The sequence below is a fragment of the Flavobacterium zhoui genome, from assembly GCF_042787235.1.
GTDB classification, from domain to species: domain Bacteria; phylum Bacteroidota; class Bacteroidia; order Flavobacteriales; family Flavobacteriaceae; genus Flavobacterium; species Flavobacterium zhoui.
This window is the reverse complement of sequence record NZ_JBHZPY010000001.1, coordinates 170861-196913: the sequence shown is the minus strand read 5'-3', so window position 1 is coordinate 196913 and position 26053 is coordinate 170861. Positions and strand designations below refer to the sequence as shown.

Annotated in this window: 24 protein-coding genes and 1 tRNA gene; 14 read left to right on the top strand and 11 right to left on the bottom strand. The window is 35.3% G+C overall.

Annotated elements, in window-relative coordinates; genetic code table 11:
• Nucleotides 1–2 precede the first annotated feature (2 nt).
• The gene (gene truB / locus ACFX5F_RS00895) at nucleotides 3–704 is read left to right on the top strand and encodes a tRNA pseudouridine(55) synthase TruB (RefSeq protein ID WP_379849024.1); all 702 of its coding nucleotides are present in this window, start codon (nucleotides 3–5) and stop codon (nucleotides 702–704) included.
• 304 nt (nucleotides 705–1008) lie between these two features.
• A complete protein-coding gene (locus ACFX5F_RS00890; protein ID WP_379849022.1) occupies nucleotides 1009–1239 on the top strand; it encodes a hypothetical protein in 231 nt (76 codons plus the stop codon).
• A gap of 415 nt (nucleotides 1240–1654) precedes the next feature.
• Here ACFX5F_RS00890 and ACFX5F_RS00885 read toward each other — a convergent pair whose 3' ends face one another.
• Nucleotides 1655–2254 carry a thioredoxin family protein gene (locus tag ACFX5F_RS00885; protein WP_379849020.1) on the bottom strand — a complete coding sequence of 200 codons (600 nt, stop codon included), beginning with the start codon at nucleotides 2252–2254 and terminating at the stop codon, nucleotides 1655–1657.
• Nucleotides 2255–2359: 105 nt separating this feature from the next.
• Between ACFX5F_RS00885 and ACFX5F_RS00880 the strand changes: the two genes are divergently transcribed.
• The 3 genes from ACFX5F_RS00880 (at nucleotide 2360) to frr (ending at nucleotide 4552) form a co-directional block, all read left to right on the top strand.
• Nucleotides 2360–3139 (top strand): patatin-like phospholipase family protein, encoded by a 780-nt coding sequence (locus tag ACFX5F_RS00880; RefSeq protein WP_379849019.1) that lies wholly within the window; start codon nucleotides 2360–2362, stop codon nucleotides 3137–3139.
• 68 nt (nucleotides 3140–3207) lie between these two features.
• Nucleotides 3208–3915 (top strand): UMP kinase, encoded by a 708-nt coding sequence (gene pyrH / locus ACFX5F_RS00875; protein ID WP_379849017.1) that lies wholly within the window; start codon nucleotides 3208–3210, stop codon nucleotides 3913–3915.
• Between the two features lie 73 nt (nucleotides 3916–3988).
• On the top strand, nucleotides 3989–4552 hold the full coding sequence (gene frr / locus ACFX5F_RS00870) for a ribosome recycling factor (protein ID WP_379849015.1): 564 nt from the start codon (nucleotides 3989–3991) through the stop codon (nucleotides 4550–4552).
• 108 nt (nucleotides 4553–4660) lie between these two features.
• Here frr and ACFX5F_RS00865 read toward each other — a convergent pair whose 3' ends face one another.
• From ACFX5F_RS00865 to ACFX5F_RS00845, 5 genes are all read right to left on the bottom strand, one after another.
• Nucleotides 4661–6931 carry a cation:proton antiporter gene (locus ACFX5F_RS00865; protein ID WP_379849013.1) on the bottom strand — a complete coding sequence of 757 codons (2271 nt, stop codon included), beginning with the start codon at nucleotides 6929–6931 and terminating at the stop codon, nucleotides 4661–4663.
• A gap of 124 nt (nucleotides 6932–7055) precedes the next feature.
• Nucleotides 7056–7775 carry a LytR/AlgR family response regulator transcription factor gene (locus tag ACFX5F_RS00860; protein WP_379849011.1) on the bottom strand — a complete coding sequence of 240 codons (720 nt, stop codon included), beginning with the start codon at nucleotides 7773–7775 and terminating at the stop codon, nucleotides 7056–7058.
• The gene (locus ACFX5F_RS00855) at nucleotides 7738–8508 is read right to left on the bottom strand and encodes a sensor histidine kinase (protein WP_379849009.1); all 771 of its coding nucleotides are present in this window, start codon (nucleotides 8506–8508) and stop codon (nucleotides 7738–7740) included. The genes ACFX5F_RS00860 and ACFX5F_RS00855 overlap by 38 nt, the downstream gene beginning before the upstream one ends.
• A gap of 44 nt (nucleotides 8509–8552) precedes the next feature.
• Nucleotides 8553–8882 carry a DMT family transporter gene (locus ACFX5F_RS00850; RefSeq protein WP_379849007.1) on the bottom strand — a complete coding sequence of 110 codons (330 nt, stop codon included), beginning with the start codon at nucleotides 8880–8882 and terminating at the stop codon, nucleotides 8553–8555.
• Nucleotides 8883–8884: 2 nt separating this feature from the next.
• Nucleotides 8885–11155: a cation:proton antiporter gene (locus ACFX5F_RS00845; protein ID WP_379849006.1), complete on the bottom strand. Its 2271-nt coding sequence runs from the start codon at nucleotides 11153–11155 to the stop codon at nucleotides 8885–8887.
• Nucleotides 11156–11352: 197 nt separating this feature from the next.
• Here ACFX5F_RS00845 and ACFX5F_RS00840 point away from each other — a divergent pair, with 197 nt between their 5' ends.
• The 3 genes from ACFX5F_RS00840 to rpoN all read left to right on the top strand — a co-directional run bounded on the left by ACFX5F_RS00840 (nucleotide 11353) and on the right by rpoN (nucleotide 17212).
• Entirely contained in the window at nucleotides 11353–13719 is a 2367-nt protein-coding gene (locus ACFX5F_RS00840) for an efflux RND transporter permease subunit (RefSeq protein ID WP_379849004.1), read from the top strand.
• Nucleotides 13720–14231: 512 nt separating this feature from the next.
• Nucleotides 14232–15668, top strand: coding sequence for an asparagine--tRNA ligase (gene asnS / locus ACFX5F_RS00835; RefSeq protein WP_379849002.1), 1437 nt, complete (start codon nucleotides 14232–14234; stop codon nucleotides 15666–15668).
• Nucleotides 15669–15745: 77 nt separating this feature from the next.
• Nucleotides 15746–17212 (top strand): RNA polymerase factor sigma-54, encoded by a 1467-nt coding sequence (rpoN, locus tag ACFX5F_RS00830; RefSeq protein WP_379849000.1) that lies wholly within the window; start codon nucleotides 15746–15748, stop codon nucleotides 17210–17212.
• 180 nt (nucleotides 17213–17392) lie between these two features.
• On the opposite strand, the gene ACFX5F_RS00825 is transcribed toward rpoN, so the two are convergent.
• Nucleotides 17393–17983: a thymidine kinase gene (locus ACFX5F_RS00825; protein ID WP_379848998.1), complete on the bottom strand. Its 591-nt coding sequence runs from the start codon at nucleotides 17981–17983 to the stop codon at nucleotides 17393–17395.
• 246 nt (nucleotides 17984–18229) lie between these two features.
• On the opposite strand from ACFX5F_RS00825, the gene ACFX5F_RS00820 reads away from it, so the two are divergent.
• From ACFX5F_RS00820 to ACFX5F_RS00800, 5 genes are all read left to right on the top strand, one after another.
• Nucleotides 18230–19228, top strand: a complete 999-nt coding sequence (locus ACFX5F_RS00820; protein WP_379848996.1) for a DUF8457 domain-containing protein — start codon at nucleotides 18230–18232, stop codon at nucleotides 19226–19228.
• 92 nt (nucleotides 19229–19320) lie between these two features.
• The gene (gene rsmI, locus ACFX5F_RS00815; protein ID WP_379848994.1) at nucleotides 19321–20034 is read left to right on the top strand and encodes a 16S rRNA (cytidine(1402)-2'-O)-methyltransferase; all 714 of its coding nucleotides are present in this window, start codon (nucleotides 19321–19323) and stop codon (nucleotides 20032–20034) included.
• A gap of 7 nt (nucleotides 20035–20041) precedes the next feature.
• On the top strand, nucleotides 20042–20386 hold the full coding sequence (locus ACFX5F_RS00810; protein ID WP_379848992.1) for a HopJ type III effector protein: 345 nt from the start codon (nucleotides 20042–20044) through the stop codon (nucleotides 20384–20386).
• A gap of 95 nt (nucleotides 20387–20481) precedes the next feature.
• A complete protein-coding gene (gene recJ / locus ACFX5F_RS00805) occupies nucleotides 20482–22170 on the top strand; it encodes a single-stranded-DNA-specific exonuclease RecJ (RefSeq protein ID WP_379848990.1) in 1689 nt (562 codons plus the stop codon).
• A gap of 14 nt (nucleotides 22171–22184) precedes the next feature.
• Nucleotides 22185–23456: an MFS transporter gene (locus ACFX5F_RS00800; RefSeq protein WP_379848988.1), complete on the top strand. Its 1272-nt coding sequence runs from the start codon at nucleotides 22185–22187 to the stop codon at nucleotides 23454–23456.
• Here ACFX5F_RS00800 and ACFX5F_RS00795 read toward each other — a convergent pair whose 3' ends face one another.
• Genes ACFX5F_RS00795 through ACFX5F_RS00780 form a run of 4 tightly spaced genes read right to left on the bottom strand, consistent with a single transcriptional unit; the run spans nucleotide 23457 to nucleotide 25660 of the window.
• Nucleotides 23457–24209, bottom strand: a complete 753-nt coding sequence (locus ACFX5F_RS00795) for a UDP-2,3-diacylglucosamine diphosphatase (RefSeq protein ID WP_379848986.1) — start codon at nucleotides 24207–24209, stop codon at nucleotides 23457–23459.
• A gap of 4 nt (nucleotides 24210–24213) precedes the next feature.
• Nucleotides 24214–24678, bottom strand: a complete 465-nt coding sequence (locus ACFX5F_RS00790) for a 6-pyruvoyl trahydropterin synthase family protein (RefSeq protein WP_379848984.1) — start codon at nucleotides 24676–24678, stop codon at nucleotides 24214–24216.
• Between the two features lie 34 nt (nucleotides 24679–24712).
• Nucleotides 24713–24886, bottom strand: coding sequence for a hypothetical protein (locus tag ACFX5F_RS00785; protein WP_379848982.1), 174 nt, complete (start codon nucleotides 24884–24886; stop codon nucleotides 24713–24715).
• 6 nt (nucleotides 24887–24892) lie between these two features.
• Nucleotides 24893–25660, bottom strand: coding sequence for an enoyl-CoA hydratase/isomerase family protein (locus ACFX5F_RS00780; protein WP_379848980.1), 768 nt, complete (start codon nucleotides 25658–25660; stop codon nucleotides 24893–24895).
• A 126-nt stretch (nucleotides 25661–25786) separates the two neighbouring features.
• Between ACFX5F_RS00780 and ACFX5F_RS00775 the strand changes: the two genes are divergently transcribed.
• Nucleotides 25787–25860, top strand: a tRNA-Ala gene (locus tag ACFX5F_RS00775).
• Nucleotides 25861–26053: the final 193 nt, after the last annotated feature.

The following is a 26053-nucleotide window of genomic DNA, read 5'->3' as shown; positions in this document are numbered from 1 at the left end:
CTTTGAAGACAGCAGAAGATTTCCAAGATGGACAAATTATACTCATTGACAAACCTTTGAATTGGACTTCCTTTCAGGCGGTGAATAAAATGAAATGGGCTTTGATAACCAAACTGAATCTTCCAAAAAAATTTAAGATTGGTCATGCCGGCACTTTAGATCCGTTGGCAACCGGATTATTATTAGTTTGTACCGGAAAATTCACCAAAAGAATTACCGAACTACAAGGACAAGCCAAAGAATATACCGGAACTTTTCATATTGGAGCCACTACTCCTTCATACGATTTAGAAACCGAAATCGATCAAACTTTCCCAACGGAACATATTGATGACGCTTTAATTCACGAAACCGTGAAACATTTTTTGGGCGAAATAGACCAAAAACCACCTATTTATTCCGCAATAAAAAAAGACGGCGTTCGCTTATATGAACATGCCAGAGCGGGAGAAACAATTGAAATTGCGACCAGAAAGACTACGATTCACGAATTTGAAATTACCAGAATCGCACTTCCTGAAGTCGATTTCAGAGTGGTTTGCAGCAAAGGAACTTACATTCGTTCCCTGGCTTTTGATTTTGGTAAGGCTATGAATTCAGGTTCGCATTTAACCGCTTTGCGCCGAACAAAAATTGGTGATTATCACGTAAAAGATGGCATCGATGTTATTGCATTCGAAGATAGCTTAGAACCAAATATTTAATATTTTGAGGCTTTTAGGAATCTTAACCGTTTTGTTATTTTTTACTTTCTCTGTTTTTTCTCAAAATTAAAAATTCACTTACACCCAATTTGACGTTACCGTTTCCATAAAAGGAAATCCCGACAGAGACGAAGAAAATCCCTATGCACACGAAAAAGGGACTTGGTTTCTACCTGATGGCCTCGGATCTAAGTTTGGATATGGAATCCATTACAAAAAATGGATTGGATTAGGAATCCATTCCGGAATTAACTGCGAATGGACAGACAAACTGGTTGTAGTTCCAGTTTTTGCAAATTTTAGATTGAGCCCAATCGTAGGTGACGACACCAGAATTACACTGCAACTTGGTTTAGGAAAAGCTCTGGGTCTGGGTCGTGGAAATTTAACAGGCGATTATAAAAAAATAAGCGTGGGCATACAAACATCTGACGATATTATCCTATTTGTTGAATTTAACCATTATTCATTCCCCATAAACAATCAGAGAGATTCTGGAAATATAAGTTTGGGACATTCTTTAATTACTTTTTAAATCTAAATCTTTTAAGACATTAAAAAACTAGGATTGAACATTTTTTACATTCTTACTTCTAATATAAAAAGCAAAAACACATGATAAATACAAAATTGAATTTACTATGTGTTTTTTCTAAATTTAAAGTATTGTTACTCCATACTCTTTTTTCTACTTGGCTTCGCCAAATTAATTTAATAATGAGGAATATTTTCATCTCCAAATAGAAAATTGGACAAATAATCATAAATCCTTTCAAATAGCTTTTTCATAGTGATGTAATTTAAATTGTGAAACAATAAATCTAAACACCAATAAAAAAGTAAATCAAATAGTAGACTTGGTTTAACGTTACTAATTTACAATTTTTTTTCATACAAAAAAATCAATTATTTGTTAAAGAGAAACTAATCCTAAACAGACCTTATATATCTTACAGATTCTCCATCAAATTAATCAATTCTTCCTGAGTGTTCAATCCTTTATCGTGCAAATACCATAATTGTAAATCTGTTTTCGCAGTTTCATCAATTGCACCAAATTCTTTTTTATAGTTTTTGATTAAGTCTGCTGCACCTTTTGGTCTTGGTCCCCAGCTCCCTAATACATCTCCTGTTGTTTTATCAATAACGATTACTATTGGAATCGCTTTGGCTTTTTTGGTTAAAAACAAATTCATCAAATCTTCATTTTCATCTCTCAAAACAATTTTAAGTTCTATTTTCCCAGATTCTTCCGCCATTTTAAGGACAATAGGCAAAATTTGAGCGGCATCACCACACCAACCTTCGGAAATAACTAACCAAATATATTCTCCTTTTAGAGACTTTAATTTAAGACGGTTTTCATCTGTTATTTTCATCGTTTTATCTAAACGATTCATGCGGGTTTCGTTTAACTTGCTATAAAGTGTCAGGCTATCTGATTGCTCACTACCGGTAGATTTACCTTCCAATAATAAATCAGAAACTAGTTTTCTATATTCAGCATAGGAATGGCTATTAAATAATGCTTTAGCTACAGAAGTTTTCATATTGAATAGTTTATTTATACAAAGTTACCATAAAAACGGGGTTTAAATATGACATATATCACCTTCAATTCGACAAAAAGAGTAATTTTATAACAAATTGTAAAGATGGATTTAAAAACAAAATCGATAGGCTTAGTACTTTCTGGTGGAGGATCAAAAGGAATTGCCCATGCCGGAGTCATTAAATTTTTGGAAGAAAAAAAAATTCACCCCTCTAGAATAGCCGGTACAAGCGCAGGATCCATTGTTGGTGCTATGTATGCCTGGGGCAAAACACCCGCAGAAATATTGGAGTTTTTTAAGTCCATTTATCTTTTTCATTGGAAACACATAACCTTCAAAAAAGCGGGTTTAATCGATTCGGAGTCCTTCAAAAGCTATTTCCATACTGTTTTTAAAGATGCGATACTAGGTGATTTAAAAATCCCGATTCAGATTACAGCAACAGATATGATTAGAGGAAAACTAAAAGTTTTTGGCCCCGAAACAAAAATAACCGATGCCATTTTAGCATCATCAGCATTTCCTGGAATTTTGTCCCCGTATGAAATCCATGGAAAAATCTATAGCGATGGTGGTATATTAAACCATTTCCCTACTGATATTTTGCAAGGACAATGTGAAACTGTAATTGGTGTCTATGTGAGTCCAATTCAAAAAATAGAGGCTAAAGATTTGAACTCCATAAAAGCAGTCACTACCAGAGCATTTGATATTCTTTCGGCAAACTCGAATATGCATAAATTTAATATTTGCGATTGGGTAATAGAACCAAAGGATCTATGCCTGTATAGTACTTTCGAAACGAATAAAATCAAAATGGACGCTATCTTCAATATAGGCTATGAAGCAGCAAAAAAATCCTTCGAGAAACTAAATTTATAAAATTTAAGCAACACTTTTTTTAAAAAACAGAATATGTCTATATTTGCACCAATCAACGCAACACAAAAATGAAATACAACAGAATTCTTCTAAAACTAAGTGGCGAAGCTTTAATGGGCGACTTGCAATACGGAATTGACCCAAAAAGACTCGCTGAATATGCTGACGAAATCAAGCAAATTCATGAAAAAGGAGTAGAAATAGCCATTGTAATTGGCGGTGGAAATATTTTTAGAGGAGTTGCCGGAGCGAGTGCAGGAATGGATAGAGTGCAAGGGGATTACATGGGAATGCTGGCTACTGTTATTAATGGAATGGCATTGCAAGGCGCACTAGAAGATAAAGGTATGAAAACCCGTTTGCAAACGGCCTTAAAAATGGAGTCAATAGCGGAACCATATATTAAAAGAAGAGCCGTTCGTCATCTTGAAAAAGGTAGAATTGTAATTTTTGGAGCAGGAACAGGAAATCCTTATTTCACTACGGATACTGCAGCTGTTTTACGCGGTGTAGAAATTGATGCTGACGTTATTCTAAAAGGAACTCGTGTCGATGGCGTTTACGATTGTGACCCGGAGAAAAATGCATCGGCTGTGAAATTTGACTTCATCTCATTTGATGATGTCCTTAAAAAAGGTTTGAATGTTATGGATACCACTGCATTCACATTAAGCCAAGAAAATAAACTTCCAATTGTAGTTTTTGACATGAACAAAATAGGAAATCTATTGAAAATCTGCGAAGGAAAAAACATAGGAACCGTAGTAAATATATAAATTAGATTGTTAGACTTTTAGATGATACGAAAGTCTAAAGATCTAAAAATCTAATAATCCAAAGATCTAAATTATGACTGAAGAAATTGAATTTATATTAGATAGTACCAAAGAATCAATGATAGGTTCTATTGCGCATTTAGAAAAAGAATTTTTGAACATTCGCGCAGGAAAAGCATCTCCAGCCATGCTAGGAAGTGTTTTTGTTGATTATTACGGATCAGCGACACCACTTTCTCAGGTATCAAAAATTAGTGTTCCTGACGCCAGAACAATTACGTTGCAGCCTTTTGAAAAAAATATGTTGCATCCTATTGAGAAAGCGATTATGATTGCCAATATTGGTTTTAATCCAATGAATAATGGTGACGTGATTATCATAAGCGTTCCTGCATTAACGGAGGAAAGAAGACGCGATCTTGCTAAACAAGCGAAAGTAGAAGCCGAAGACGCTAAAGTGGGTATAAGAAATGCTCGTAAAGATGCCAATACAGAGATTAAAAAACTGGAAAAAGAAGGAACATCCGAAGACATTTGTAAAAGTGCCGAGGATGAAGTTCAGAACTTAACCAACAGTTACATCAAAAAAATAGATGAACTTCTTGTTCAGAAAGAATCTGAAATCATGAAGATTTAAGTTTCTATAAATCCATATAAAACCGTCTTGTTAAAATAACAAGACGGTTTTTTTATTTCTTATCTTTTTTCATAAAATACAGATCTCTCTATTTTAGTTTAAGATGGTTTATGGTTTAATAATTAACACTGATGGTGTATTATTGAGCCAAAAACTGTGGGAATCAAGCAGTTTTTTCCAACTTTCTAAACTGATAATCATCAAATCCTGTTGCTCTAAAAACTCTTTTTTAATTGTTCTTTCCTGCATCATCATAATATGATTCGGCGCTATTTGTTCTATGGAACGAATCCCTTCTTGGATTTTTCGATTGTTTCTAATGTGACCCACCGCATCCAAAACGGTAATTTGAGAACCATTATTGTGAATCAGTTTTTGCGCAAATTCAATCAAAAAGCCATCTTCATCACTAAAAATAGGCATAAAAACCTGATTGATCTCGTCTAATTCTTTATCTACAAGAATTCCAACTGACATTTTGCTTTTAGCAATAATTTGTCTGGTTCTTTCATCAAAAGGCGAGTTTTCAAACAAGCCTTCCTTTCCTGTAAATTTATCAATCAAACGATCCGGATTAATAATTCTTGTCGTAAAACCAAGTACTTTCCCCAGTAAAGTTCCTTCAAATATAGATTGTCCCAAACCTACTAATAACAAATCGTATTCGCCATGATTTGCTGTATCCGTTATATCCGAATCAATATCATTTGAAGCTTTGAAAAGAGTAGTTATTTTTTGATTTAGATTTTCAGACTCAGAAATAATCGGTAAAAACATTTCTCGTTCATAATCTTTCACATCAAAGGAATGCAACTCTGAACTTAACGATAAATGCATTGCGGTAACAACCGTATTCCCGCTTTGTTTTTTGACTAAACTATTGGCTACTTTCAACAATGTTTTTCCTTTTTCGGCTGTTGCAAAAGATATCAGGACTTTGTATTTACTTTTATTGCTGATTTCTTCCGGGATGATACTACTTTTGCTTTTAAAAATATAATTAATTAAATCCAAAGCCGGACCAGTCATAAAAGTTGTTGCCAATGCCATGATAACCATCATGGTAAAAATTTCGGTAGATAAAACCCCTAAATCGTATCCAATATTTAGCACCACCAACTCCATCAAACCTCTTGTATTCATCAAGGTACCAATAGACAGACTGTCTTTCCAGCTATGGCCAACAAACTTTGCCGCCAGCGCACTACCAAAAAACTTACCGACTACTGCAACCAAAATAATCAAACCGGTAATTTTCCATAAATGCGGGTCATCAATCAATCCTATTTGGGTTCGTAAACCTGTAAAAACAAAAAACAAAGGAAGTAAGATCACCACGGAAACGTCTTCTACTTTTTCGATAAAAATAGTGCGGAACTTATTATTTTGAGGCATGATTGCTCCAGCCAAAAATGCTCCAAACAAAGCGTGAATACCTATCAACTCAGATGCATACGAAGACAATAATAATGTTAAAAAGAAAATAGCTACAACCGGTTTATTCAGACTTTCTCTTGTAGAATTCAAATCACCGACTCTTTTCAGGAAAGGTCTAACCACTTTTAGCATTACAATTACATAAAGTATTGCTAGGGCAATAACATACAAAGAACTCACAAAAGATCCTGCTTTTACAATGGCAATTACTGCGGCCAGAATACACCATGCCGTAATATCATCGGCAGCGGCACAGGTAATGACAATTGCCCCTAATTTCGTTTTATGAATTCCGCGTTCCCTAACGATACCAGCCAAAACCGGAAAGGCAGTAATACTCATGGCAATTCCCAAGAACAATCCAAAAGAAAGAAATTCAACTCCGGGAGGCGCAAAAGAATGGTATATAAAATAAGCTAATCCTAACCCTAAAGTAAACGGAATAATAATACTGGCGTGACTAATAACAACAGCATCGTGCGCTTTATTTTTAAGCACTTTTAAATCCAATTCCATTCCAATAACAAACATGAAAAGGATTAATCCAATTTGGCTCAAAAACTGCAGGTTTCCTAACGAATCTTTTGGAAACAACATTGCCGAAAATTCGGGAAAATACATCCCGACTAAAGAGGGGCCTAAAACAATCCCCGCAATCATCTCCCCTATTACTGTTGGCTGCCCAATTCTTCTGCAAACCCATCCAAAAAATCGAGCGACTAAAATAATAGTGACAATTTGCGCCAAAAGAATAGCTAGAGGATGCTGCAAATTATGGTTCATCGAAGTTAAAAAATCATTCCAATGTCCGTTTTCTATTTGGTGATGAACAATATTTTGTCCTATTTCAAGGGTTTTCCCTTTGAGGACAATCCAATACATCAATGCAGAAAATCCGCCTATAATTATCAAATAAAAAAACGAATTTTTAAAACTTCTCATACAACCTGTTTTTTAAATTATCAATGCTTTACGATGCAAATATGGGAAGTGATTTTTGAGAAATAAAGGGAAACATAAGGTAATTTCTTCCGAATGTAACAAGAGTGGAAAACTTTGTAATAAGTTAGATTTTGACTTTGATTAAAAAATCAGAACGATAGGTTTCACTTAAAATTAGCGTGGTGAATTTTCCGTTTTGTTCTTGATGGCTTAGCGTAATTTCATTGTGATTGAAAAATTTCACGGTTGTCATTGCAATAATTTCTTTTTTATTCACCCTGCAAAAATCAGTCTCAGGAAGCTGGCTTAAAAGGGAATCAAAATTAATGTTTTTTAAAATCAGGGAACTGCCATCAGTAAGAAATACTTCTTTATCTCTACTGTCACTACCTGCGGTTTTGATGTATTGAATCTGATGGAAATACAATAATGCTTTCCCTTTATCTGTATTTAAATGGATCAATTTTTTAGTAATCTCAGGTTTATTAAATCGTTCCAAAGCCTTTGTGACTGCTTTTTGCAAACGCTCTTTTGTAACTGGTTTTGTGATATAATCAACGGCATCAATATCAAATGCTTCGGCGGCGTAGTTTTTATAGGCAGTGGTAAAAATTACTAATTTATTTTGCAATAAACTCGCCAGACTCAAGCCATCAATTCCTGGCATTTCGATATCTGAAATACATAAATCAAAATCGAGTTTTGGAATTTCAGCCAGTAATTTTTCTGGATTATCGAATGCTTTTACGATTTCCAATTCTGGAATTTGCTCACAAAGCATTTTCAGGTACGTCAATCCCGGTAATTCATCGTCCAGCAGCAAGCATTTGAGTTTTGTATTCAAGAAGATTGATTTTTAAGTGTGCAATATAAATGTCATTTTCGACAAATTTATCCAGTTTGAACTGATTTTTGTATATAATTTTCAATCTTTGTTCCAATGTAGTCGCTCCAATGCCACTTCGTTCTTTTTTCAATGTCTTTTTATCTGAAATTTTATTCGAAACCGTTAAATAGAAACAGTTGTCTTTGAATTCAAATAATACCGAGATAAAAGCATCAGTGCTTTGCAAATCAGCATGTTTAAAAGCGTTTTCTATTAAATCTATCGAAATTAAAGGTGCCAAAAGTCGTTGTTCATACAGCATTTCGCCTTCATTGATTTTGGTTTTCACTTTCAACTCAAAAAGCGGACTGACTTTAATTTTATTGATTTCTATCAGATTCAGTGCAAACTCGATTTCTTCTTTTGGAGAAACAAATTTTTTTTGACTTTCATATAAAATGTAATCCAGCACATTTGCCAATTTATCCAACGCAAAATACGTTTGATAGGCGTGTGACTGAATCGAATTGAGTATGTTTTTAAAAAGATGGGGATTGAGCTTGGACTCCAATGTCTCCAACTGTAAATTATTCACTTTCATTTCAAGTAAATGAAACTTTTCCTCTACGCTTTCTTTAGCTCTCCTTGATTGCATTAATCGATAAATAACATACCAAAGTGCAATTATCAGGATTAAAAGAATAGCCAGAAACATATAAATCACACTATTATTTTCTTGAACTTGATTCATATTTTATGTTTAAAATACTTTAGAAAGCAAAAATTATTTTGTATTTAATGACTTGAAACGAATTTCAGTCCAATAATCGAGGCTATTAAAGTAGTGGTAAAGAAAACCCTCCAAAAATCAGCGGGTTCTTTAAAAATAAAAATTCCTACCAAAACAGTCCCTACCGCTCCTATTCCAGTCCAAACCGCATAAGCAGTTCCTATGGGCAGGGTTTGTGTGGCTTTATATAGTAATACCATACTAATGGTTAAACAAACTAAAAAACCAACCAACCACATTGTAGCAGTAACGCCTGAACTTTCTTTGGCTTTCCCTAAACAAGTCGCAAAACCCACTTCAAAAAGACCACCAATAATCAATAAAATCCAGTTCATTTTTAATGTTTTAAAATCAAAACCGAAGGAACTGCACTTAACCAGTCACTTCTAGAATCTACTAAGGCTTTCCAACTTTCGAGACTGATTAGCATTAAATTTTGTTTGTCTAAAAATTCTTTTTTGACACTCTCGTCCTGTATTAAACCTATATTATTAGGGTATTTTTGTTTTAAAGAATTTATGGCACTCTCCATAACAAAATTGGTATTGACATGTGAGTTTACATCCAAAATCATTATTTTAGAATCGTTATTGTAAATAAATTTTTGGACATAATCAATCAAGAATGAATCTTCAGGACTGAAAATGGGAATAAAAACCTGATTTACATTTTGCAGGTCTTTGTCAATCAAAATCCCCAAAGGCATTTTAGTTTTGGCAATAATCTGCCTTGTTCTTTCATCAAATGGGGAGTTTTCAAAAAGCCCTTCTTTTCCGGTAAACTTATCAATCAATCGATCCGGATTGATGATTCTTGTTGTAAAACCAATCACTTTACCAAGAATAGTGCCTTCAAAAATTGATTTTCCTAAACCTACCAATAATAAGTCGTAGTCTCCTTGATTAGCAATATCAGCAATCTCGGTTTCTATGTCCATGGTAACTTTAAAAATAGTCGTAATATCCTGATTCAATAATCGCGATTCTTCTACAACAGGATAGAAACTGTTTTTTTCTTTGTCTTCCATATTAAATTGATGCATTTCATCACTCAACGATAAATGCATAGCAGTAATACTTGACGATTCTTTTTGTTTTTTTATTAAACTATGTGCCAATCTCAAAAGTGACCTTCCTTTCTCGTTGTTTCCAAACGAAAGTAAAATTCTATACTTGTTGTGTTTTAGCATTACTTCTAAGTCATTTACATCCTTAGTCTTAAAAATATAGTTTATCAAGTCCAAAGCCGGACCCGTCATAAAAGTGGTAACTAAAGCCATAATAACCATCATCGTGAAAACTTCCGGTGTCAAAACTTTAAGCTCTAATCCAATATTTAATACAATAAGTTCCATCAACCCTCTGGTATTCATCAAAGCACCAATGGTCAAACTATCACGCCAGTTCTGGCCTACAAATTTAGCTGCCAAAGCGCTTCCTAAAAACTTACCAACTACTGCTACCAGAATAATAAAACCTGTCACTTTCCATAAATAAGGATCATTAATAAGACCAATTTCTGTTTTTAAACCGGTGAATACAAAAAACAGCGGCAGTAAAAGTATTACAGAAACATCTTCGACTTTATCGATAAATATGGTTCTGAATTTAGGAACATCCGGCATAATAGCACCCGCCATAAAAGCTCCAAACAGTGCATGAATCCCTATAACTTCAGTGGCATAAGACGAAAGTATCAATACCAGAAAAAAGATAGCTACAACTGGTTTTATAATACTGTCTTTTGAACCGTATAAATCCCCAATTCTCTTCAAAAAGGGTTTTACTATAAACAGCATGGCAATAACATAAATTAATGCCAACGAAATAATGTATAACGAACTAACGAAAGTTCCCGCTTTTACAATCGCAATTACCACGGCAAGTATACACCAAGCGGTAATATCATCAGCGGCGGCACAAGTAATTACAATAGCGCCTAATCTGGTTTTATGAATACCTCTTTCCTGAACTATTCTTGCCAAAACAGGAAAAGCGGTTATACTCATGGCGATTCCCATAAACAAACTAAAAGAAAGGAATTTTACACCCTCGGGAGCAAATCTATTGTAAACAAAATAAGCCAGCCCAATACCCAGAGCAAAAGGGATCACAATACTGGCATGACTTATAACTACAGCTTCATTAGCCTTGTTCTTCAGCACTTTTAAATCGAGCTCCATACCTATGACAAACATAAACAGTATCAACCCTATCTGACTCAAAAATTTCAAATTCCCTAAAGATTCTACTGGAAATAAAGCCGCTGAAAATTCAGGAAAATACATCCCCAACAGGGAGGGCCCGAGAACAATTCCTGCAATAATTTCCCCAATAACGGAGGGCTGTCCGATTTTTTTAAAAACCCACCCAAAAAAACGGGCGACAAGGATTATCGTTATGATCTGTGCTAACAAAATCGCTAATGGATCTTGAAAATTATGCCGCATAGAAGCTATAAAATCATTCCAGGAACCCTTCTCAATTCCTGAAACTGCAATTTTTTTACTTACTTCTAAGTGCTTTCCTTTTTTAATAATCCAATAGATTAATGCGGTGAAACCTCCAGTTACACCAAAATAAAATAATAGATTTTTATAATTTTTCATAGATATATTTAAATAGACAATCTCTTCTTTGTAAAGCAAAGGTGAGAAAATCAAATGTATAATTTATATCGCACAATATTATGCTATTGTAAAATAAAAAAATACTCGTTTTTTTGCTCCTTATAGCTCCAAAAATATCTTTTAATCATTATAATTCATGTCAGTTTGATTACATTTGCACCCATTTTAATTCATATATGAAAAAGAAAATAGCAGTAGGGTTTTGGGAATCAATAGCCCGAATTGTACTTAAAAACAGAATAGTAATACTGGGATTCATACTTGCAATAACCATTTTTCTGGCACTGCAATGGAAAAATCTGGGCATGACGTATACTGAAGCCAATTTACTTCCTAAAAAACATATTGTAAATCAACAATATGAAGATTTTTTAAACAAGTTTGGCGAAGAGGGCAATTTGATTGTTATAGGTTTCAAGGACCAAGCCTTTTTTACTCCAAAAGCTTTTGCTGCTTGGAATGAATTAATGACTGGTTTAAAAAGTTCCAAAGAAGTGGAACTGGTTGTTTCTTTGAATGATCTAAAAAAATTAGAAAAAAATGAAACCGAAGAAAAATTTGAGTTAGTCCCTCTTATCGATCAAAAGCAAACCGTAAATCCCGCTTATTTACAGAAAATAAAAAACGAACTTTTTAATAATTTGCCTTTTTACGAAGGATTATTATTCAATAAACAATCAGGAAGCATTCGCTCAGCGATCTATTTAAATAAGAAAATTGTAAATACTGCTGCTCGAAAAACCTTCATCATTGAAAACCTTGTTCCAAAAATCGAGAAATTCGAGAAAACTACCGGAATCGATCTTCGCGTTTCGGGAATGCCTTACATTAGAACCATAAATGCCGAGAATATGAAAGGTGAGATTGGGCTATTTATTGGCGCGGCTTTATTTATCACTTCATTAATATTCTTTTTATTCTTCCGTTCGTTTAGAGCGACATTTATATCCATCTGTATTTTACTTATTGGAGTAATGTGGTCTTTTGGAACGCTTGGTTTATTCCATTACAAAATCACCATTTTAACAGCTATAATTCCTCCATTGATTATTGTAATTGGCATTACAAACTGCATTTTCCTTATAAATAAATACCAGCAGGAAATAAAAATTCATCATAATCAAGCCAAAGCTTTGCAACGGGTAATTTCTAAAATCGGGGTTTCTACGCTGATGACGAACTTAACAACAGCTGCAGGTTTTGCAACTTTTATGATTACTGGAAATGATTTGCTTTTCGAATTTGGACTAGTCACTTCCATAAACGTTATTTCAGTTTACCTGCTTACCTTAGCCGTTGTGCCAATTTTTTACAGTTTCATGCCTTTACCAAAGGAAAAACACCTTTTTCACTTGAGTAAAACCTACATTTCAACTTTATTGGATTGGGTAGAGAATATTGTAAAATACAAACGAAAAACCATCTACATAATTTATGCTTTGCTATTGGTATTTAGCGTAATTGGGGTTTCGCAAATGAAAGTCTCGGGAAGTTTAATTGGTGAAATGCCAAAAAGCGCTTCCTTCTTTAAAGACATTGTCTTTTTCGAGAAAGAATTCAACGGCGTAATGCCACTGGAGATTATGATTAACACCAAACGCAAAAAAGGGGTTATGAAATTATCTACTATGAAAAAGATGGATGAATTGCAAAAGACCATTTCCGAGATTCCAGAATTGTCAAAACCTATCTCGATTGTGAATTTAGTTAAATATTCCAAGCAGGCGTATTACAACGGAAACCCGGAATATTACGAATTACCCACTTCGCAAGAACAGGCATTCATCCTTTCGTATGCCAAAAATGCCACCAAAAACACCAAAGAGAATTTAATGAAAAGCTATGTGGATTCGACCGGGCAATACGCCAGAATCACCACTTTCATGAAGGATATTGGAACGGAAGAAATGGCAAAAGTAGAAAGTAAACTGCATGAAAAAATTGACAAAATTTTTCCAAAAGACCGTTATGAAGTGACGCTTACCGGAAAAGCGTTGGTTTTCCAAAAAGGAACTTCCTACTTAATAGACAACCTTATTGAATCCTTGATTTTCGCTATTTTCTTAATAGCACTATTAATGGCCTATTTATTTAGATCCGGAAAAATGGTTTTGGCATCTGTAATCACCAATATTTTACCGCTTTGCATCACCTCCGGATTGATGGGTTATTTTGGGATTCCGTTAAAACCTTCAACCATTTTGGTTTTTAGTATTGCTTTTGGGATTTCGGTGGATAATGCCATTCAGTTTATGGCAAAATACCGTCTGGACTTATTGCAAAACAAAGGAAAGGTCAAAAAATCAGTATTCAGTGCATTACGAGAAACGGGAATCAGTACGTTCTATACTTCGGTGGTATTGATTCTTGGATTTGCGACTTTTACGCTTTCCAGCTTTAGCGGAACCATTGCCCTTGGCGGCTTAATTTCCTGTACTTTATTGTTTGCTATGTTTGCTAATTTATTGGTTTTACCGGCATTAGTATTGACCTTTGAGAAAAAAAGAGCTAAAAAAGAAGATCTTATTGAAGAACTTAATTAAGTTTTTTAGGAGCTAATTCCCGCTATTCATTTCAATCTTTTTCAATCCTGTCAGGGTTTAAAACCCTGACAGGATTTAGAAAAAGGATTTTCATTACAAACGTAGTTCACTGAACTCCGATGAAAATAAAAGCTAAGTGAAGTAATCGGGGCTAGGGAACTGTGGTGAAAAGAACACATGTATTCAAAAAAACTGACCCACAAAACTTTCTAACAAAGGCAACCGAATCAACGTGATGAGATTGCTTCGCCAGTTCGCTAACGCTCGTGTCCTCCTTCGTCGGAATGAAAATAGGAATGAAAAAATAAATCCAAAAATTCCAAATGTTTCTATTGGGGTAGCCCCGATAGCAGCGGCATCCTTTTACTTTTTTCCTTTAAAAAGTAAAAGATATAGCGAATAGCGGGAAATAGCTCCTCACTTCGACAACCTCAATGTGACAATTACAAACAAATGATTTATATTTGCAGTTCGGACACAAGACAATTTTCAATATCAATTATATAATTAAAATGAGACATACAAAAGTTAAAGACTTACTAAACAGTACCACGATACTTCATGAAGTAAATGCAAAAGGATGGGTGAGAACTTTTAGAAACAATCAATTTATTGCCTTAAACGATGGTTCGACCATTGATAATATACAATGTGTTGTCGATTTTGAGAACACACCTGACGAAACTTTAAAGAGAATTACAACTGGAGCAGCAATATCTGTAACCGGAACTTTGGTAGAAAGTAAAGGTGCCGGACAAAAATTTGAGATTCAGGTGGCAAAACTGGAAATTTTGGGAGATTCGGATGCAGAGAAATTCCCGATACAACCTAAAAACAAACCGAGCTTGGATTTCTTACGTGAAAATGCGCATTTAAGAGTTCGTACCAATATGTTTGGAGCAATTATGAGAGTACGCTCGGTATTGTCGTATGCGGTTCATAGCTATTTTCAAGAAAAAGGTTTTGTGTATGTGAATACGCCCATCATCACGGGATCGGATGCTGAAGGTGCTGGTGAAATGTTTAAAGTTACCGCTTTGCCATTTGACGGAACGCCAAGAACCGAAGATGGAAAAGTGAATTACAAAGAAGATTTCTTCGGGAAAGAAACGAACCTTACGGTTTCTGGACAATTAGAAGGAGAAACTTTTGCAATGGCTTTGGGTCAGATTTATACTTTTGGACCAACCTTTAGAGCTGAAAACTCGAATACTTCACGTCACCTTGCGGAATTTTGGATGATTGAGCCAGAAGTGGCTTTTAATGATTTGAATGACAATATGGATTTAGCCGAAGATTTTATTCAGTATGTAATTAAATACACGATGGAAAAATGTCCGGAAGATTTGAAATTCCTTGAAGGAAGATTATTGGATGAAGAGAAATCAAAACCAGTTGCTGAAAGAAGTGAAATGGCTTTGCTTGATAAATTAAATTTTGTTTTGGAAAATAATTTCAAACGTGTTTCATACACGGAAGCAATTGATATTTTAAGAGATTGTACGCCAAATAAAAAGAAAAAATTCAACTATATTATCAACGAATGGGGTGCTGATTTACAATCAGAACACGAGCGTTATTTAGTAGAAAAACACTTTAAATGTCCCGTAATCTTGTTTGATTACCCGGCAAATATAAAAGCATTTTACATGCGTTTGAACGAAGACGGAAAAACAGTTCGCGCCATGGATATCCTTTTCCCGGGGATCGGAGAAATCGTTGGTGGTTCTCAAAGAGAAGAGCGTTTTGAAGTTTTGGTTGAAAAAATGAAAGCCTTAGGAATTGACGAAGAAGAATTGTGGTGGTATCTTGATACACGAAGATTCGGTTCGGCAGTTCATTCTGGTTTTGGACTTGGATTTGAAAGATTGGTATTATTTGTAACAGGAATGACGAACATTCGTGACGTAATTCCTTTTCCAAGAACACCAATGAATGCGGAATTCTAAAAATTTGTTTCAAGTTTAACGTTTCAAGTTCAACAACCTGAAACTTTAAACCTTAAACAAAAACAACAAAATATAAAATGCTAAAGCAATTCTTAAATTTAAAGTTATCCCAGAAATTATCTCCACAACAAATACAGTTGATGAAGTTAATTCAATTGCCTACGCAAGCTTTTGAACAACGTTTATTAGAAGAAATGAATGAAAATCCAGCACTGGAAACTGGAAAGGAAGAAGATGAGTATGAAAAGGACGAGTTCGAAAACGAAGATTACGATGATTATGATGATGCGGAATCGGAACGAATTGATGCCGAAGACATTAATATCGACGAATATTTAAGCAACGACGACACACCCGATTATAAAACGCAAGCCAATAATTACAGTGATGATGACGATGAGCGCGAAACGCCTTTTGCAGCACCAGTAAGTTTCCACCAAGATTTAATCAATCAGTTGAATACTTTTATTCTGAATGATGAAGAGCGTGAAATTGCTGAATTTTTGGTAGGAAGTATTGACGATATGGGATATATCCGTCGCAGCGTTCCTGATATGGTAGATGATATGGCGTTTACTCAAGGTATTTATACCAATGAGAAAACGGTAGAAAGAATGTTACAAGTCATTCATGAACTGGAACCTTCAGGCGTGGGTGCACGTGATTTGCAGGAATGTTTATTGTTGCAGTTGAAACACAAAACACCAACAGAATACGTAGAATTAGCCACTGATATCATCGAAAATCAGTTTGATGCGTTTACCAAAAAACATTACGATAAGTTAATTCAAAAATACAATGTTTCGAACGAACAGCTTAAAAAAGCCATTAACGAAATAGAAAAACTGAATCCAAAACCAGGCGGGTCTTTTACGGGAAACAACAAAGTTACTGAAAATGTAGTCCCTGATTTTGCCATCAGAATTGTGGACGGTGAACTGGAACTGACCTTAAACGGACGAAATGCTCCTTCGCTGCACGTTTCGAAAGATTATCAGGAAATGATGCAGACTTATAAGAGTTCTAAAGATAAATCAACACAGCAAAAAGATGCGGTGCAGTTTATCAAACAAAAACTGGATTCGGCTAAATGGTTTATCGATGCAATTCGTCAACGTCAGGAAACGCTTTATGTAACCATGAATGCAATAATGCATTATCAGGAAGAATATTTCCTTGAGGGCGACGAAACTAAATTGAAACCGATGATTCTAAAAGACATTGCCGATATGGTAGGTCTTGATATTTCGACGATTTCTCGTGTAGCCAACAGCAAATATGTGGAAACACCTTACGGTACAAAACTGATAAAAGAATTTTTCTCCGAAGCGATGAAAAATGATCAAGGCGAAGATGTTTCTACACTGGAAATCAAGAAAATTCTCCAGAATACTATTGAAGAGGAAGACAAGAAAAAACCACTTCCGGACGATCAATTAGCGGAAATTCTTAAAGAAAAAGGGTACCCAATCGCGAGAAGAACAATTGCAAAATACAGAGAACAACTCGATATTCCTGTAGCTAGAATGAGAAAGAAGATGTAAATGATTACGAATTACAACCCAGAATTATACATTTTTACTGTCAATTTTTTCTTTAAAGTAATCCAAAAAACAATGTTTATATAAAAGACAAACCCTTTCAGAGTTTCGAACTCTGAAAGGGTTTTATGTTTCAATCCAGTTCCGGCTCCCTCTCCTTCGGAGAGGGTTGGGGAGAGGATTTTACTTCCCCTGATCCTTCTTCATTGCATGATAATACGCAGCACGACTCAACGGTTCGTATTCTTCAGTTTCCCCTAACATGACGAGTTTGTCATTGTCGGTTTTACGGAAACTATAATTAGCCAGATTTCCGGTGCGGGTACACACGGCATGCACTTTGGTCACATATTCGGCAGTAGCCATTAATGCGGGCATTGGACCAAAAGGATTCCCTTTGAAATCCATATCCAATCCAGCAACAATTACTCGGATTCCCTGGTTTGCCAAATCGTTACAAATTTTGACAATTTCGTCATCAAAAAACTGCGCTTCATCAATTCCGACCACATCACAACCTTGCGCCAAAATAGCAATATTTGCGGCAGCAGGGACAGGCGTAGAACGAATTTCGTTGGCATCATGGGACACTACCATATTGTCATGATAGCGTGTGTCTATTTCCGGTTTAAAAATTTCAACCTTTTGCTTGGCAAATTGCGCTCTTTTCAAACGACGGATCAGTTCCTCGGTTTTACCCGAAAACATGGAGCCACAAATGACTTCGATCCAACCAAATTGTTCTTTGTGATTTACTGTATTTTCGAGAAACATTTTGTATTTTTCTGACTTAAAAAATGAATAGTTTTTATTACTTTGTAACGGATAAAATCGTCTTGAAAATTTTATACTTTTACGTCGTTTCAAAAGTATAACATTTTTATTAAATCGAAGATTCACGAACACTTATTTGCAAAATAATAATATTGTGAGTAAAGCTTACTTCTTTCTTACGTTAAATAAAACTCAGGAAGAAATTTATTAAAAAAGACCCGCCTAACACACTATAATTTCAAAGTCATGAAAAAAAAATTGGAAGCCGATTTAATCAGCATTGCACACAGAATATTACAGCTAAAAAATAAATCTGATATCAATCAATTATATCTGGAAACACAGAAATTATACGAAAAACTTTCTGTCTTGCGATTTGTAGAAGAACATTTTGGTGATATAAAACCAACTATTGGCATTATTGAAGTTGAAAAACAAATAGAACAGGCTTTCGCCAAAGAGGAATTGATACAATCAAAGCCCAGTAAAGTAATCGATGAAGTAGAAGAAGAGGTTGCAGTTGAAACCCCTTTGGAACAAAACACAGAAACGACGGGCATATTACAACCTGCAACAAATATAGTTGTTGATGAAGTAATTTCGGAAGAAGAAGTTATTGAAACTCCTATAGACGAAGAGGAAGAAATTGAGGAATTAGTTACAGACGGAGAAATCCTCACTGATGAAACAACAGAACCTGAAACTGCTCCATTCATTCCTGCTTTCAATTTAGAAATCGAAGAAGAACATGAAATTGAGGAACAGAAAAAAGAAGAAGTTGAAATTGAAGCGCCTAAGAAAAATGAGGTAGTACAAATTTCTTTCGAAGATTTATTAGGTGGCAATTATAATGATACCCAATTTGTGAAAGTGCAGCAAATTGAAAACATACCAACTACGATAGTAATCGAAACTCCTAAAGAAATTGATCCCGAAGAGAAAATAACAGCTAGTATTCCTGAAGAAACTCCAGAGAATGTTGAGCCAAAAACAGTTTCGTTAAACGAAAAATTAGCAAAAGGAATCAATATTGATTTGAACGATCGCATTGCATTTACAAAGCATCTTTTTGGCAATAGCAGTGAGGATTACAACCGTGTTTTAAATCAATTAATTACGTTTGACACATTCTATGAAACCAGAGATTTCATTCTGGATATGGTGAAACCGGATTACAACAACTGGGAAGGAAAAGAGGATTATGAGGAGCGTTTCATGGATGTTATTGAGAAAAAATTCCTTTAAAAAAGCCCCATATTACAGCAATTTACACTGATTTTTTGTCAGTCGCTGGAATATATTTTTATTAGTATTAGTACATTATTGGTTTACATTTTATGTCAAAATTATATATAGTTCCTACGCCAATTGGCAATCTCGAAGACATGACTTTTCGAGCCATTCGAATTCTTAAAGAAGTCGATTTGATTCTTGCTGAAGACACTCGGACGAGCGGTAAATTACTGAAGCATTTCGAAATTGGCACGCACATGTACAGCCATCATATGCACAACGAACACAAAACCGTGGAGAATTTGATTTCCCGTTTAAAAGCAGGAGAAAATATTGCCTTGATTTCGGATGCTGGTACACCTGCCATTTCGGATCCCGGATTTTTATTGACCCGCGCATGTGTCGAAAACGGAGTTGAAGTGGAATGTTTGCCCGGCGCAACAGCATTTGTACCTGCATTAGTAAACAGCGGTTTACCCAATGATAAATTTGTTTTCGAAGGTTTTTTACCGGATAAAAAAGGGAAACAAACTCGTTATTTGGCATTAGCCGAAGAAACCCGAACGATGATTTTATATGTTTCGCCGCATAAATTACTAAAAACTTTAACGGAGTTTATTACTTATTTTGGAGAAGACAGACCAGTTTGTGTTTGTCGAGAATTATCAAAATTACATGAAGAAAATATCCGAGGAACGGTACGAGAAGTATTGACTCATTTTGAAAAAACAGCCCCAAGAGGAGAAATTGTTGTGGTTGTAGGCGGAAAACCAATAACAAAAGAACCTAAAAAATCTAAATTTTCACCCGAAGAATAAAATAATTATGAGCTTAACAACTTTCTTAGAAAAATTAAAGCAAACTCCAGAAACCATCACCTTTGCAGAAACCATTGCGGTTATTGAAGAAAACTATGATTTCACACCAACGTCATTTGAAAACGGACTGCAACATAATGCCGCTGGAGAAAATTCGGGTTCTTGCAAGTTATTTGCTTTCGCCGAAATTCAAAACCTAAGCCAAGCAGAAACATTATCTTGTTTTGGAGTGTATTACTACGAAGATGTTTTAAAAAATCCAAACGGAACCGATCATCAAAACATTCGTAATTTCATAAAAACCGGTTGGGATGGAATTGCCTTTTATGGAAGTTCATTAGTATTGAAATAAGATAGCTGAGCTAATAATTCGTAAACTAAAACGACAGACATACATTAGCAAATAGAACTTTTCTGAATTCATAAAATCTAAAATCCTAAACTGATATGCGTTGGACTCCAAAACCAAAACCTTCCGAAGATACCGTTCAACATTTGACGAAAATTTTAAATGTGGAAGATTTTGTGGCTACTTTATTAGTGCAACGCGGTATTGAAACATTCGAAGAAGCTAAGGCTTTTTTCAGACCTTCATTAGATCATTTGCACGATCCGTATTTGATGAAAGATATGGAAAAAGCAGTCGCTCGGATCGAAAAAGCGATCGAAAATGAGGAAAATATTCTTGTTTTTGGTGATTATGATGTCGATGGGACAACCGCGGTTTCTCTAGTTTGTTCGTACTTGAGAACCTATTATTCAAATGTGGCGACTTATATTCCGGATCGTTATGACGAAGGGTACGGAATTTCTTTTAAAGGAATTGATTTTGCTGATGATAATGGTTTCTCGCTTATTATTGCGTTAGATTGTGGTATAAAATCGATAGATCATGTGGCTTACGCCAAAGAACGAAACATCGACTTCATCATTTGTGATCACCACAGACCCGGTCCATTTTTACCCGAAGCCGTAGCGGTTCTTGACCCAAAACGAGACGATTGTACTTATCCGTACGATGAATTATGCGGTTGCGGAATTGGTTTCAAATTGGTTCAGGCTTTAGGCCAAAACAGAAATCAGACGATTGATGATTTAATTCCTTATTTAGATTTAGTGGCTGCTGCGATTGCCGCCGACATCGTTCCAATGACCGGTGAAAACAGGGTTTTGGCTTATTTTGGTTTACAGGTAATCAACTCCGAACCAAGACCAGGAATCAAAGCGTTAATACATCAAGTAAAAAAACAAACCTTAGATATTACCGATGTCGTTTTTATCATCGCACCAAGAATCAATGCTGCCGGACGCATCAAACACGGCAATCACGCGGTGGAATTGTTAACCGAATTTGATTTTGAACAAGCCCAACAATTTGCTTCTGAAATTGAAAAATACAATTCAGACAGGAAAGAATTAGACAAACAAATCACTAAAGAAGCGCTTTCACAAATTGAAAATAATCAGGAAAAAGATCGATTTACTTCAGTGGTTTTCCAAGAGGATTGGCACAAAGGCGTGATTGGAATTGTCGCTTCGAGATTGATTGAAACCTATTATCGTCCAACACTTGTTTTTACTAAAAGTGGAGATAAATACGCAGCTTCGGCCAGATCTGTAAAAGGATTTGATGTTTATAATGCACTCGAAGCCTGTTCTGAACATTTGGAACAATTTGGTGGTCACATGTATGCCGCCGGAATGACTTTGAAAAAAGAAAACTACCAATTATTCAAAGATGCTTTCGAAAAAGAGGTCGAAAGAACCATTCATCCTGACATGCTGACTCCAGAAATTTCGGTGGATGCTGAAATTAACTTTGCTGATATCACTCCAAAATTGACACGAATTTTAAAACAATTCGAGCCTTTTGGACCCCAAAATATGACACCCATTTTCCTGACCAAAAACGTAAAAGACACCGGTTACGGAAAACCGATGGGCCAAGAAGAAGAACATTTAAGACTTTTTGTAAAACAAAATAACTCCGAAGGTATCGCTGCCATTGGTTTTGGCTTAGGCGAAAAATTCGATTTGACTACAACCCAAAAAACATTCGATGCCGTGTATTGCATTGATGAAAATGAATGGAACGGAAAAGTGAGTTTGCAATTACGATTGAGAGATATTAAATAATTTAGGTTACTGAAATGAAGAAAACACACGATCCCTACGCAGCTTTGCGTTATAAAGAATTCAAAACCTTTTTATTATTGCGCTTTGCTATGGTTTTTGCCTGGTCTATGCAGTTTATTGTTATCGAATGGCAAGTGTATAGTTTGACCAAAAATCCGCTTTCACTAGGAATCATTGGATTAATGGAAGTAATTCCTGCTATTGCTATGGCTTTATTTGCAGGACATATTGTAGATCAAAAGGAAAAAAAAGGGCTTCTTTTTAAGTGCATTTTAGGGTTTTCAGTAATCAGTTTCGGGTTGTTTTTGTTAACATGGCCGCCGGTTGTTAGCGGATATTCTACAAAAGCGATTTTGTATGGTATTTATTTTCTGGTTTTTCTGGGAGGAATTGTACGCTCCTTTCTTGGTCCAACAATATTTTCGCTTTTATCCTTGATTGTTCCTAAAAAAGTATATCCAAATGCTGCTACATGGAGCAGCTCGGTTTGGCAAATAGGTTCGGTTTTAGGGCCTGCAGTAGCAGGATTTTCAATCACTTTGATTGGCGTTCACTGGTCGATGTGTTCTGTATTTTTATGTTCTATTTTTTCCTTAATCGCTTTGTCACAAATAGCTACTAAGCCTATTTTGAATCCAAAAATTGGGGAACCTATAATGGATAGTTTGAAAGAAGGCGTGAAGTTTGTTTTCCAAAACAAAACCATTTTGGGCGCATTATCACTGGATATGGTTGCGGTACTTTTTGGTGGAGCCGTTGCGTTGTTACCTATTTTTGCCCAGGATATTTTAAAAGTTGGCCCCGAAGGTTTTGGTGTATTGAGAGCTGCTCCTGCAGTTGGTTCTTTTTTAATATTGATTGTTTCAGCGTATGTCCCTATGAATAAAAACGCTGGAATGAAGCTTTTGTCGGCTATTTTCGCTTTTGGTGTTTGCATTATTGTCTTTGGACTTTCCACTATTTTCTGGTTGTCTGTATTGGCATTATTTTTTAGTGGCGTTGTCGATGGAATTTCAGTGGTAATTCGTCAAACTATTTTGCAATTGAAAACACCTGATCACATGCGAGGCCGAGTTTCGGCAGTGAATTCAATCTTTGTAGGTTCTTCTAATGAACTGGGTGCTTTTGAAAGTGGATTGACAGCAAAGCTAATGGGAACAGTAACTTCCGTTGTTTTTGGTGGAAGCATGACATTACTAATTGTACTTGGAACAGGAATCTTCTCGCCAGGCTTTAGAAAACTGGACTTGCAAAAGGATATTGACGAACATGAAAAGGGAGAATAATTAGTATTTTTTAATTTCGAAATTTTCGCCATCAAAAACGCCATAGGTAAAATACGTAATCCAGTCACCAAGATTGACATATTCGGAATTTTCACCTACCGTTACTTTCATAGGCAAATGACGGTGTCCAAAAACAAGGTAATTGTAGTGCTTGGTTTCTAGTTTTCTTTTAGAGTATAAAATTAACCATTCGTTATCTTCGCCAAGAAAGGTCACATCCTCATCACCGGAAATTAACTTATTTTTTACGGAAAGATATTGTGCCAATGCTACTCCGATATCCGGATGAAGCCATCTAAAAAGCCATTTTGAAAATGGATTTGTAAATACTTTTTTCATTCGTTTGTAACCCATGTCGCCAGGACCTTTTCCGTCGCCATGACCTACCAGAAATGTTTTAACTCCAAAAGTATACTCTTGATTGTCATGATAAACCGAGATATTCAATTCTTTCTGGAAGTAATCTTCCATCCACAAATCGTGATTTCCCACGAAAAAATAAATAGGAATACCACTGTCTCGGATTTCAGCTAGTTTACCTAAAACACGAACAAATCCTTTTGGGACAACTGTTTTGTATTCAAACCAAAAATCAAATAAATCGCCTAATAAAAAAATAGCTTCTGCATCTTTTTTAACTTCATCGAGCCAAGCCACAAATTTTTGTTCTCTCGGAAAACTCAATTCAGGAGTTGGTGCTCCAAAATGTTGATCGGAGGCAAAATATATTTTTTTGTTGTTCGGTAATTGCATGAAATTAAAGTATGGATTTGAAATTATCACTTGCAAACCATTCTGCAAAAGAAGATTCTGTTTCTTGCAATTTTAAGGAGAAAAGAGTGATTCCTTCGGGTAATCGGCTGATTATTCTTTGAGAAAAATCGACTACCATATTTTCGCTTGTTGGCTGATAATTTACCAAAATAACATGATGACCACGACTTATTAATTCGTTTGCTAATTCTATGTGAGGTGTCGTTTCATTAAAAACCGTTGCATGGTCAAATTGGTCGACAATTTCCTCTTTTACAATTTTTTTCAAATCTGTAAAATCGATTACCATTCCAAACTTAACGTTATTTCTATCCGTGATTGGAGTCCCAATTACGGTTACTGACAATTTATAACTGTGCCCGTGAACATTTTTACATTTCCCATCATAGCCATATAAGGCATGGCCGGTTTCGAAACTAAATTGTTTTGTAATTCTGATATTGCTCATCGGATTTTATTTTGATTGCAAATTTAGTGAATAATTAACCGTTTTTGTCTCTTTTTTTTGCATTGGAATACATCCAATAAGCCAATCCGATTAAAATCACAAAGGGTACAAAAGACCCAATAATTACGCCCGTCTGATAACTGTTGTCGGTTGCGTTTTTTAATTTTTCTGCAATATTTACTTGTTGCGCAAGTGCTATAATTGTCATCTTAATTTATTTTTTAAATTGCGTTAATGCTTGTTTCGAATATTCTGAAAGCACTAATTTACCAGTGATTGCAGCACGTTCTAACAACAATGTTTCCCAATGATCAGTTCCTTCCCAAAGGACTTTTTTCATCTCAATCAAAGCTTCCGGATTGTAACTGGCCAATTTGGAACAAAAATTTTCTAATGCCGCATCAAGATCCTCCGTGTTTTCAAAAGTATCAGCGTACAATCCTTTTTCCTTTGCCCAATCAGCCGATTTCCATTCGTGAGCCGCCAAAGTCATTTCGGCCAATGCCGTTTTTCCTATTTTTCTTGAAACGGAAGGTTCTATAACAAACGGACCGATACCAATCGCCAATTCAGATAATTTTACAGCCGCATTATTCGTAGCAAATACATAATCACAAGCCGAAGCAATTCCTACACCTCCACCTACTGCTTTACCGTGAACTCGACCTACAATTAATTTCTTACAACTTCGCATTGCATTGATCAAATGTGCAAATCCGGAGAAGAATTTTGTTCCTTCTTCCAGATTCGAAACTGCTAAAAGTTCATCAAATGAAGCACCTGCGCAAAAAGCACCAACGCCTTCACTTCGCATTACAATAGCGGAAACATCCGGATTATCACTCAAACTATTAAGTTCAATTGTTACCCGGTCCAATAATTCCCGCGGAAAGGAATTGCTGGCAGGATGCCCAAATTCGAGCGTAGCAATTTTGTTTTCTATTGTTGTAATTAGTGAACCCATTGAATTTTTTGTTATCATAGCAGCTATTTTGATGTAAAGTTAAAAATAATAGAGGATGCTTTTGCTTTTTTTTCGAATAGAATCGATTTGTATTTATGAAATTTGCTTTTTGCTTTATTAATATCTTATATTTGCGATATAGTTGGGGGATTAGCTCATTTGGCTAGAGTGCTTGCCTGGCAGGCAAGAGGTGACGAGTTCGAATCTCGTATTCTCCACAAAATAAAACCGTAAATTCTTTTAATTAAGTGTTTACGGTTTTTTGTTTTTAATCATATTGAGAAATACTGTTTCAAAACTCACTGAAACTTGTTTATCTATATTTTCGCATTCCGCTTCATTTTTACATCGTTTTTTGAATAAATAATTTAAAATACCGAGCTTCTTATCTTTTCTGAATATTGACAACTA